The sequence below is a fragment of the Rhizobacter sp. P2_H2 genome (assembly GCF_056403375.1).
This window is the reverse complement of record NZ_JBFUFP010000001.1, coordinates 69359-79810: the sequence shown is the minus strand read 5'-3', so window position 1 is coordinate 79810 and position 10452 is coordinate 69359. Positions and strand designations below refer to the sequence as shown.

Below are 10452 nucleotides of genomic sequence, written 5' to 3'. Positions count from 1 at the left end.
GCGCCACCGCGGCCGCGAGCGCGCCCAGCAGCTGCCAGCCGGCGGCCGCCGACCAGCCGCGCACCCCGGCGACCAGGCCCAGCCCGCCGGCCAGCATCATCCCGCTGCCGACCCCGACGAAGACCCAGCCGGACCAGGCGCTGCGCTGGCGGCGCGCCAGTTCCGCGAGCGCCCAGGACGACGCACCGACCAGCACCCACGCACTCGCGACCCCGGCCAGCCCGCGCCACAGCAGCCAGGCGCGGTAGTCGTCGCCCAGGCCCATCGAGAGCGTGGTCAGCGCGGTGGCCAGCAGCCCGGCCCGCCCGACCACGCCGGCCGGCAGCGGCCAGGCCGCGCACAGCAGCGCACCGGCCAGGTAGCCCGCATAGTTGATGCTCGCGAGCCACGCGCCGTGCGGCAGCGAGAGCCCGGCGTCCTGCATCAGCGGCAGCAGCGGCGTGAACGCGAAGCGGCCGATGCCCATCCCGCTGGCCAGGCACAGCGCGCCGACCAGCGCGGCCTGGACTGCGGGGCGGGAGGAAGCGGTCGGGTTCGGCATGCCTGCATGCTAGTCACCGCGCCTGTTCCGCGATATTGAATTATTCCGAACGACTTGTTCTGGAAAGGCGAACAGGGTGGGCGCCGGCGTGGCAGCATCGCGGCATGGACCTCGAATCCCTCTCCATCTTCCGGGCGGTGGTGCACGAAGGCGGCATCCTGAAGGCGGCGCGCAAGCTGCACCGCGTGCCGTCGAGCGTGACGACGCGCATCCAGCAGCTCGAGGCCTCGCTCGGTGCCGAGCTGTTCCACCGCGACCGGCAGCGCCTGCACCTGTCGCCGCGCGGGCAGGTACTGCTCGACTACGCGGATCGCCTGCTGAGCCTGTCGGACGAGGCGCGCCAGGCGGTGGTCGGCGGCGCCCCGAGCGGCGTGCTGCGCATCGGCGCGCTCGAGAGCACCACTGCGAGCCGGCTGCCCGCGGTGCTGGCCGCCTACCACCGGCGCTACCCGGAGGTGCGCGTCGAGCTGAGCACCGGCACCAACGATGCGCTGCTGGCGGCGCTGGTGGCGCGCCGCATCGATGCTGCCTTCATCGTCGAGGCGCCGGCCGACCGCTCGCTCGCGACGATGCCGCTGTTCCGCGAGCGGCTGGGGATCATCTCGGCGGCCTCGCACGCACCGATCGTGCGGGCGCACGACGTGCAGGACGACTCGGTGATCAGCTTCCCCGACGGCTGCGCCTACCGCCGCGTGCTGATGCGCTGGCTCGGCGACCGGCGCATCGCGTCGATGCGCATCCTCGAACTGAGCTCGTACCACGCGATCGTCGCCTGCGTGGCGGCCGGCACCGGCATCGCGCTGGTGCCGCAGGCGGTGCTCGCGACGCTGCGCAGCCCGCCGGTGCTGTGGCATCCGCTGCCGAAGGTGCATGGCGAGCGGGTCACGCCGCTGGTGTGGCGGGCCGGCGAGGTGCCGTCGGCGCTGGCGGCGCTGCAGGTTTCGTTGCGCAATGCCTGAATCCAGGGCCGGTGCGAGCCCGTCCGGCCGCCACCCCGCATAACATCGCTGCATCGCCGACGGCACGCACAGTGCCGCGGCCCCTCGGGAGGATGTATGAAACCGATTCAAACCGGGCGCCTCGCCGCGCTCATGCTGACCCTCGCCATGTCGGCGGGGGTCCTGGCCCAGACGCAGGCCCAGGCTGCCGCACCAACGCGTGCTGCCGCGTCGGGCGGCTTCAGCTATGCCACCGGGCCGGCCCCGGCCTGGGTCGTGCCCGCTGCCGAAGCGCCGCAGGCCTCGGTCGACCGCAGCTCGATGCACTACCGCGTCATCGACCGCCAACTGCTCGCCGATGGCAAGTCGATCTGGGACTACAACCATGTGGTGCGCGTCATCGACACCGACGCCGGCCTGTCCGTCGCGTCGCAGATCGAGCTCGAGTTCGACCCCAGCTACCAGACCTTCACGCTGCATCACCTCGACCTGGTGCGCAACGGCAAACGCATCGCCAAGCTGGACCGCCGCCGCATCCAGCTGATGCAGCGTGAGACGCAGCTCGAGCGGCGCATGGTCGACGGGCGCGTGACGGTGTCGATCGTGCTGGACGACGTGCGGGTCGGTGATGAAGTGGATTTCGCCTACTCGGTGCGGGGTGCGAACCCCGTGTTCGGCGGCAGGTTCGTCGCGCTCGAGGCCTTGTCGTCGCAGCGCGGTCCGGTGCAGGCCTACCAGGTGCGCCTGGTCGCACCGGTCGAGCGGGCGCTGCAGGTGCGAGTCGGCCCGGCCGACGTGACGAGCGTGGCCCAGGTGCGCAACGGCCGGCGCGAGACGGTGTGGCGCCGTGTCGCGGTGCCGCGCTTCAGCCCCGATGCCAACGCCGGCTTCAGCGTGGCCGCAGCCCAGCTGTGGCAGGCCAGCGAGTTTGCCGACTGGGCCGAGGTGGCGCGCTGGGGCCAGGGGCTGTTCGCGGCGCTGCCGGCCGGCGCACGGGTGGACGCCGTGATCCAGGACATCCGTGACAAGGAGGCCGCGCCCGCCGACCGGGTGCGCGCCGCGCTGCGCTTCGTGCAGCAGGAGGTGCGTTACTTCGGCACCGAGATCGGCAGCAGCTCGCACCAGCCCGCCGCGCCCGACAAGGTGATCGAGCAACGCTTCGGCGACTGCAAGGACAAGGTCGCGCTGCTGGTGGCGCTGCTGCGCAAGCTCGACGTTCCGGCAACGCCGGTGTTGGTGTCGATGACGGCGCGCGGGCGCGTCGAGGGCATGCTGCCCGGCCCGCTGGCCTTCGACCATGTGATCGCCCGCGTCGAGCTCGAAGGGAAGACCTACTGGTTGGACGCGACGCGCAGCCGCCAGACCGGACCGCTGGAGGGCCGCCAGGCGGTCGATTTCGGGCTCGGCCTGCCGTTGACCGGCTCGACCACTGCCCTGGTCGCGTTGCCGGACGCGGTGGACACGGACCGCCAGGTGGTCGAGGACAGCCTGCGTTTCGAGCGTTTCGACACCGACCCGGTGCTGGAATCGCGGATCACGTTCCGCGGGATCCTCGCCGAGTCGTTCCGGGATATCGTCACCACGCAAGGTCGCGAGGCCTTGCAGACGCGACTGGCCGCGCCCTACCTGCGCCTGTACCCGAAGGCCAAGGGCCAGGGCTCGATGGAGGTCGTCGATTCGCAGGTCGACGATGCGGTCACCTTCGTCCAGCGCTTCAGCGTGCCGGAGTTCTGGCGCTTCCCGGACGAGCGCGTGCTGGTCGCCGACATTGGCTACTGGGCCACCGCCGACGTGATGATGGTTGCCAAGGCGGAGGCACGGCGCGATGCCTATACGGGCGCACTCCCGGGCACCTACCGGCACACGGTGACGCTGGATTTCCCGGACGACGTGACGGCGCGGCCGGTGACGCAAATCGTGAACGAAGGCGACGCCCATTTCACGTGGAAGGGCACGTTCGATGCCGACCGCAAGCATGCGGACTATCGCTCGGTGCTGCGCGTGTCGGCAGACCAGATCGAGGCTGCGGCGTGGCCGGGCTACATGGAGAAACTCAACAAGCTGTGGCCCAGGCTGGCGGCGACGGTGTCGATCTCGCCGCTGTCGCCCACCGACCTCGACAAGTTGCGTGCCGATCTGCAAGGACTGGACGACGGCCTGCGCACCAAGCGGTTGAAGGCGAAGACGCGCATCCAGGCGGAAGCGCACGGGCGCGTCGCGCTGCTGTCTGCGCAACTGGCCGCGAAGCGCCTGTCGCCGACGCTGCAGGCCCAGGCGCTGACGGCGCGCGGCATCCAGTACGACCACCTGGGCCGGCTGGCCGACGCGAAACGCGACTTCGCGCGATCGCTCGAGCTGGCGCCGGACGTTGCCGAAACGCAGAACGCCGCGGCCGTCAATGCGGTCGCGTTGCGCGAACTGCCACGCGCCGTGGCGCTGACCGGCAGCGTGCTCGAGCGCGATCCACGGGACACCGAGGCGCGGCGGGTGCGGGCGATGGCCCGCTACTTCCAGCAGGATTTCGATGCCGCGCAGGCCGACCTCGACGAGATGCTGGCCGACCGGGCCGTCGTGCGACGGGGTTACCCGGTGCTGTGGTTGGCGCTGGCCATGCGTCAGGCCGGGCGCGACCCGTCCGCGCTGGCAACACGCTATCCGTCGGACCAGCTGCCCACCGACTGGCCGCGGCCGCTGGTGGACTACGCGCTGGGCTCGCTCTCGGCCGATGCGCTGATCGACGCGGCACGGGCCACGAAGTCGCCCGAGGAGTCGCTGTGCGAGGCCTACTTCTACATCGGCGAGCGCTACGAGGCCGAGGGCAAGCGCAGCCGCGCGAGAGACTACTGGCGCAAGAGCGTCGACCAGGGTGTGCTGGAGTTCTTCGAGGACCAGGCCGCCCGCCTGCGCTTGGCTGAACCGGCGTGATCTCCTAAAGTCGGGCGCCGGCAGCCGGCGCTGTCGGGAACACACCGGAGCAAACCATGGCCGAGACCGACTTCGAGATCCTCGACGAGCGATTCCGCAGCTGCGTGCGCACCAGCGCCCGCGTCGACACGCTGCACCAGGGCATGCGCTGGGCCGAGGGGCCGGTCTACGTGCCGGCCGGGCGCTACCTGCTGTGGAGCGACATCCCGAACGACCGGATGCTGCGCTGGGACGAGACCGACGGCCGCGTCAGCGTGTTCCGCGCACCGTCCAACTTCGCGAACGGCAACACGCTCGACCGCCAGGGCCGGCTCGTCACCTGCGAGCACGGCTCGCGCAGCGTCGCCCGCACCGAGCACGACGGCCGCGTCACGACGCTGGTCGACCGGGTGCAGGGCCGGCGGCTGAACAGCCCGAACGACCTGGTCGTGAAGTCGGACGATTCCATCTGGTTCACCGACCCGGCCTACGGCATCGATTCGGACTACGAAGGCCACCGCGGCGAAAGCGAGACCGGCGGCTGCCACGTCTACCGGCTCGACCCGCGCAGCGGCGAGTGCGTGCGCGTCGCCGACGACTTCGTGCGGCCCAACGGCCTCGCGTTCTCGCCCGATGAATCGAAGCTCTACATCGTCGACAGCGGCGCCACGCACCAGCCGGGCGGGCCGCGCCACATCCGCGTGTTCGACGTCACGGCGCGCGGCGGGCTCGCGGGCGGCGAGGTGTTCGCCACCTGCAGCGCCGGGCTGTTCGACGGGTTCCGCGTCGACGAGGCCGGCCGGCTGTGGTGTGGCGCGGCCGACGGCGTGCACTGCCTCGCGCCCGACGGCACGCTGCTCGGCAAGGTGAAGACGGCCGAGCGCGTCGCCAACGTCGTGTTCGGCGGGCCGAAGCGCAACCGGCTGTTCCTGTGCGCGACCAGCTCGCTGCTGTCGGTGCTGCTGCCGGTCAACGGCCTCAAGACGTTCTGACTGACGTTCTGATCCGTCCGCTGCACGGCCTGTCCGCCCCGCCGTGCGGCCTGTCGCACCGCGATGGCGTTTCGTCGCGCCGTCCGTAGAGTCCCCCGTTCGTCCCTCGTTTCCCCCACCTCCCCACGGAGATCCTGCATGCTGACCATCGCCCAGCTGTCGCACACCTATGCCAACGGCACCCGCGCCCTCGATGACGTGACGCTCGACATCCCGCGCGGCATGTTCGGCCTGCTCGGGCCGAACGGCGCCGGCAAGTCCTCGCTGATGCGCTGCCTCGCGACGCTGCAGCAGCCGAGCGCCGGGCGCATCGCGTTCGACGGCATCGACGTGCTGGCCGAACCGGCGCGGCTGCGGGCGGTGCTGGGCTACCTGCCGCAGGACTTCGGCGTCTACCCGCGCGTGTCGGCCTGGGACATGCTCGACCACCTGGCCGTGCTGAAGGGCGTGGCCGGGCGCGGCGAGCGGCGCGAGACGGTCGATTCGCTGCTGCAGCAGGTCAACCTGTGGGACGTGCGCAAGAAGGCGATCGCCGGCTTCTCCGGCGGCATGCGCCAGCGCTTCGGCATCGCGCAGGCGCTGATCGCGAACCCGCGGCTGATCATCGTCGACGAGCCGACTGCCGGCCTCGACCCGGAGGAGCGCAACCGCTTCAACAACCTGCTGGCCGAGATCGGCGAGAACGTGGTCGTGATCCTGTCGACGCACATCGTCGACGACGTGACCGACCTGTGCCCGCGGATGGCGATCCTGGTCGGCGGGCGCATCGTGCGCACCGGAACGCCGCAGGCGCTGATCGCCGAGATGGCCGGCCGCGTCTGGCAGGGCGAGGTCGCCAAGGAGGAGCTCGCCGACGCGCGCAGCCGCATGGACGTGATCGCGACCCGGCTGCGCGGCGGCCGGCCGGTCGTGCACGTGCTGGCCGACGACGCGCCGGCACCGGGCTTCACGCCGGTGGAGGCGGGGCTGGAGGATGTGTATTTCTCGACGCTGCACCAGCACCGCAGCGCATCGGCCGGGGTGGCGGCAGGAGCCTCGGCATGAGCGGCAGCATGCTGATGCACGTCGCGCGCTTCGAGGCGCGCTACCAGCTGAAGAGCCCGGTGTTCTGGGTCGGCTGCCTGATGTTCTTCCTGCTGACCTTCGGCTCGGTCACGGTCGACACGATCCAGATCGGCAGCCGCGGCAACGTGCACCTGAACTCGCCGTTCGCGATCCTGCAGACGCTCGCGATCATGAGCCTGTTCGCGGTGTTCGTCGTCGTCGCGATGGTGTCCAACGTCGTGATCCGCGACGACGAGACCGGCTTCGCGCCGATCATCCGCTCGACGCGGCTCGGCAAGGGGGCGTACCTGGTGGGCCGCTTCCTCGGCGCGAACGGGGTCGCGCTGGGGGTGCTGGCCTCGATCCCGCTCGGCATCCTGGTCGGCGTCGCGATGCCGTGGGTCGACGCCGAGAAGGTCGGCGCGTTCCACCTCGCGCACTACCTGTACGCGCTGTTCGCATTCGGGTTGCCGACGCTGCTGATCGTGTCGGCGGTGTTCTTCGCGGCCGCCACCGCGACGCGCTCGATGATGTGGACCTACGTCTGCGCGGTCGGGATGCTGGTGCTGTACTTCGTGATGCGCGGGCTGCTGCGCAACCCGCAGTACGACAGCATCGCAGCGCTGCTCGACCCGTTCGGCCTGTCGGCGCTCAGCATCGTCACCAAGTACTGGACGGCCGCCGAGCGCAACACGCTGCTGCCGGCGATGACCGGGCCGATGCTCGCGAACCGGCTGCTGTGGTCCGGCATCGCGCTCGCGGTGTTCGCGCTGACCTGCCGGCTGTTCCGCTTCGAGGAGCGTGCGCCGGTGGGGAAGACGCCGAAGAGGGCACCGAAGAAGTCGAAGGACGCCGCCGAACAAACCGCAAGGCCGACCGCAATCGGCGCGCTGCCTGCCGCGCGCGCCGATGCCCCGACGCGCCGCGCCCAGCTGTGGCGCCTGGCCCGCTTCGACATGGCCTTCGTGTTCCGCAGCCCGGCGTTCTTCGTGCTGCTCGGCATCGGCGTGCTGAACGCCGGTGGCTCGCTGTGGTTCAGCGGCGAGTGGTACGGCAGCGGCTCCTGGCCGGTCACGCGCCTGATGGTGCAGACGCTGGACGGTGCGTTCACGCTGATGCCGATCATCATCGCGATCTTCTATGCGGGCGAGCTTGTGTGGCGCGACCGCGAGCGTCGCATGCACGAGATCGTCGACGCGACCGCCGCACCCGACTGGGCGCACCTGCTGCCGAAGATCGTCGCGATCGCGCTGGTGCTCGCGGCCAGTGCGCTGGTCGCGGTGCTGACCGGCATGCTGGTGCAGGCCTTGAAGGGCTACACCCGCTTCGAGCCGGTGGCCTACCTGCTGTGGTTCGTGCTGCCGATGACCGTCGGTGCGCTGCTGCTGGCGGTGCTCGCGGTGTTCGTGCAGGTGCTGGTGCCGCAGAAGTTCATCGGCTGGGGCGTGATGCTGCTCTACATCGTCGCGTCGGTCGCGTTGTCGGCGGCGGGCTTCGAGCACAACCTCTACAACTACGGCGGCACGCCGCGGGTACCGCTGTCGGACATGAACGGCCTGGGGCGCTTCTGGATCGCGCAGGCCTGGTTCGAGGTCTACTGGGGTGGGTTCGCACTGGTGCTGGCGGTGCTGTCGCACGCGCTGTGGCGACGCGGCGCGAACCTGGCGCTGCGCCCGCGCCTGGCCCACATGGGCCACCACCTGCATGGCGGGGCCGGCGCGCTGCTGGCGCTCGGGCTCGTGGTGTGGATCGCGAGCGGCGGCTGGATCTACTACAACACCAACGTGCTGAACGCCTACGTGACGCAGCCTCAGCGCGACGCGCAGCTGGCCCAGTACGAGCGCGACTTCCTGCCGTTCGAGAAGCTGCCGCAGCCGCGCATCACTGCCGTCACGCTCGATGTGCAGCTGTACCCGCGCGAGGCACGTGCGGTGACGACCGGCAGCTACGTGCTGCGCAACCGCACCGGCGCGCCGGTCGACACGCTGCACCTGCTGTGGCCCGAGCGCACGACGCTCGACCGTGTGGAGCTGCCCGGTGCGACGCTGCAGCGCGAGTGGGCGAAGGAGCACTACCGCATCTACAAGCTCGAGCCGGCGATGCAGCCGGACGAGACGCGGGTGCTGCGCTTCGCGATGACGCTGGAAGAGCGCGGTTTCCCGAACGCACAGCCGCTGACGCGGCTGGTTGCCAACGGCAGCTTCGTCAACAACGCCGAGATCACGCCGGCGATCGGCATGTCGCGCAACGGGCTGCTGACCGACCGCGCGAAGCGCCGCAAGCACGGCCTGCCGCCGGACCTGCGCCCGCCGACGCTGGAGGATGAATCGGCACGGGCCGACAACGGCTTCCGCAAGGACAGCGACTGGGTCGACGCCGACATCACCGTGACGACCGACGCCGACCAGACCCCGATCGCACCGGGCTACACCGTCAGCGACACGACGGCGAACGGGCGGCGCACCGCGCACTTCAAGCCGGACGCGCCGATCAACCACTTCTTCTCGATCCAGTCGGCACGCTATGCGGTGCTGCGCGACCGCTGGAAGGAGGTCGACCTGGCGGTCTACCACCAGCCCGGGCACGAGTTCAACACCGACCGGATGATGCAGGCGATGAAGCTGTCGCTCGAGCTCTTCAGCGAGAAGTTCTCGCCGTACCAGTTCCGCCAGGCGCGCATCCTGGAGTTCCCGTCGTACGCCGACTTCGCGCAGTCGTTCGCCAACACGATCCCGTACTCGGAGAACATCGGCTTCATCTCGCGGCTGACCGACCCGCAGAAGATCGACGTGGTGACCTATGTGACGGCGCACGAGATCGGCCACCAGTGGTGGGGCCACCAGCTGGTGCCGAGCTCGCAGCAGGGCGGCGAGCTGCTGGTCGAGAGCTTCGCGCAGTACTCGGCGCTGCTGGTGATGGAGAAGATGTACGGGCGCGACCAGATCCGCCGCTTCCTGAAGTATGAGCTCGACCGCTACCTGCGCCAGCGCGGCGGCGAGGTGGTGGAGGAGCTGCCGCTCGCGCGCGTCGAGAACCAGGGCTACATCCACTACCAGAAGGGCTCGCTCGCGATGTACTGGCTGAAGGAGGTGGTCGGCGAGGCGGTGCTGAACCGGGCGCTCGCGAAGCTGCTGAAGGCGTACGCTTTCAAGGCCGCGCCGTACCCGAACAGCCGCGACTTCCTGCGCATCCTGCGTGCCGAGGCCGGGCCGCAGCACGATGCGCTGATCACCGACCTGTTCGAGAAGATCACGCTGCTTGACCTGAAGGCGACCGCCGCGACCGCGACGAAGCGCGCCGACGGCCGCTACGACCTGGTGCTGGAGGTCGAGGCGCGCAAGCTCTACGCCGACGGCAAGGGCCAGGAGACCGAGGCCCCGCTCGACGAGCCGGTGGACATCGGCATCTTCAGCGCCGAGCCGGGCAAGGAGGGCTTCGGCGCGGACTCGGTGCTGCATTTCGAGCGCCGGCCGGTGCGCAGCGGCAAGCAGTCGATCACGCTGGTGGTCGACAAGGCGCCGGCCTTCGCCGGGGTCGACCCGTACAACAAGCGCATCGACCGGATCTCGGAGGACAACCTCGTGAAGGTCGAGTTGAAGCAAGCCGTGAAGTAATGCTTGACGAACCGGTAAAGAGTTTTTACGATCCGCGCCTTGCTTGAAAAAGCGCAACGAATCAACGAATCCGAGGACGCCACCGTGATCAGCCGCCACCTTCCCCGTCACCTGCAGCAAGCCGCCCGCGCATCGGGCGAGTGCTTCTGCGTGGCGATGGGCATGGGGGCAGGCAAGGGTTACGGCAACGATCGACGGCATCCGGGAGAAGGCAGGGCGTAGGCCCACCCTTCGACTCTGTTCACAGAGGCCCGGATTCCGCGATGGATCCGGGCCTTTCTGCTTTTCGAGCCTGGTTTTGAATGCACCACCCGCTCCACTTCGGGTGTGCCCTTGCCCTCCGCGACCGCACGAAATGGTGTTGGCGGCGCGGGATGTGCGCGGTCCGGACCCGGACCCCGTGCAGCGAGACACCACTT

General features: G+C 70.1%; 7 protein-coding genes. 6 read left to right on the top strand and 1 reads right to left on the bottom strand.

Annotation, left to right across the window (positions count from 1 at the left end):
• Positions 1-541: YbfB/YjiJ family MFS transporter (locus tag AC1D15_RS00340; RefSeq protein WP_477824478.1), on the bottom strand; the 541-nt coding region annotated here is incomplete at its 3' end.
• A 104-nt stretch (positions 542-645) separates the two neighbouring features.
• Between AC1D15_RS00340 and AC1D15_RS00335 the strand changes: the two genes are divergently transcribed.
• From AC1D15_RS00335 to AC1D15_RS00310, 6 genes are all read left to right on the top strand, one after another.
• On the top strand, positions 646-1500 hold the full coding sequence (locus tag AC1D15_RS00335) for a LysR family transcriptional regulator (protein ID WP_477824477.1): 855 nt from the start codon (positions 646-648) through the stop codon (positions 1498-1500).
• A 132-nt stretch (positions 1501-1632) separates the two neighbouring features.
• A complete protein-coding gene (locus AC1D15_RS00330) occupies positions 1633-4404 on the top strand; it encodes a DUF3857 domain-containing protein (RefSeq protein ID WP_477824476.1) in 2772 nt (923 codons plus the stop codon).
• A gap of 56 nt (positions 4405-4460) precedes the next feature.
• Positions 4461-5375 carry an SMP-30/gluconolactonase/LRE family protein gene (locus tag AC1D15_RS00325; protein WP_477824475.1) on the top strand — a complete coding sequence of 305 codons (915 nt, stop codon included), beginning with the start codon at positions 4461-4463 and terminating at the stop codon, positions 5373-5375.
• Positions 5376-5513: 138 nt separating this feature from the next.
• Positions 5514-6419, top strand: a complete 906-nt coding sequence (locus AC1D15_RS00320; protein ID WP_047503747.1) for an ABC transporter ATP-binding protein — start codon at positions 5514-5516, stop codon at positions 6417-6419.
• A complete protein-coding gene (locus AC1D15_RS00315) occupies positions 6416-10033 on the top strand; it encodes an ABC transporter permease/M1 family aminopeptidase (protein WP_477824474.1) in 3618 nt (1205 codons plus the stop codon). Before AC1D15_RS00320 ends, AC1D15_RS00315 begins: the two co-directional genes overlap by 4 nt.
• 39 nt (positions 10034-10072) lie before the next feature.
• Entirely contained in the window at positions 10073-10255 is a 183-nt protein-coding gene (locus AC1D15_RS00310; protein WP_477824473.1) for a hypothetical protein, read from the top strand.
• The last annotated feature ends 197 nt before the right edge of the window (positions 10256-10452 follow it).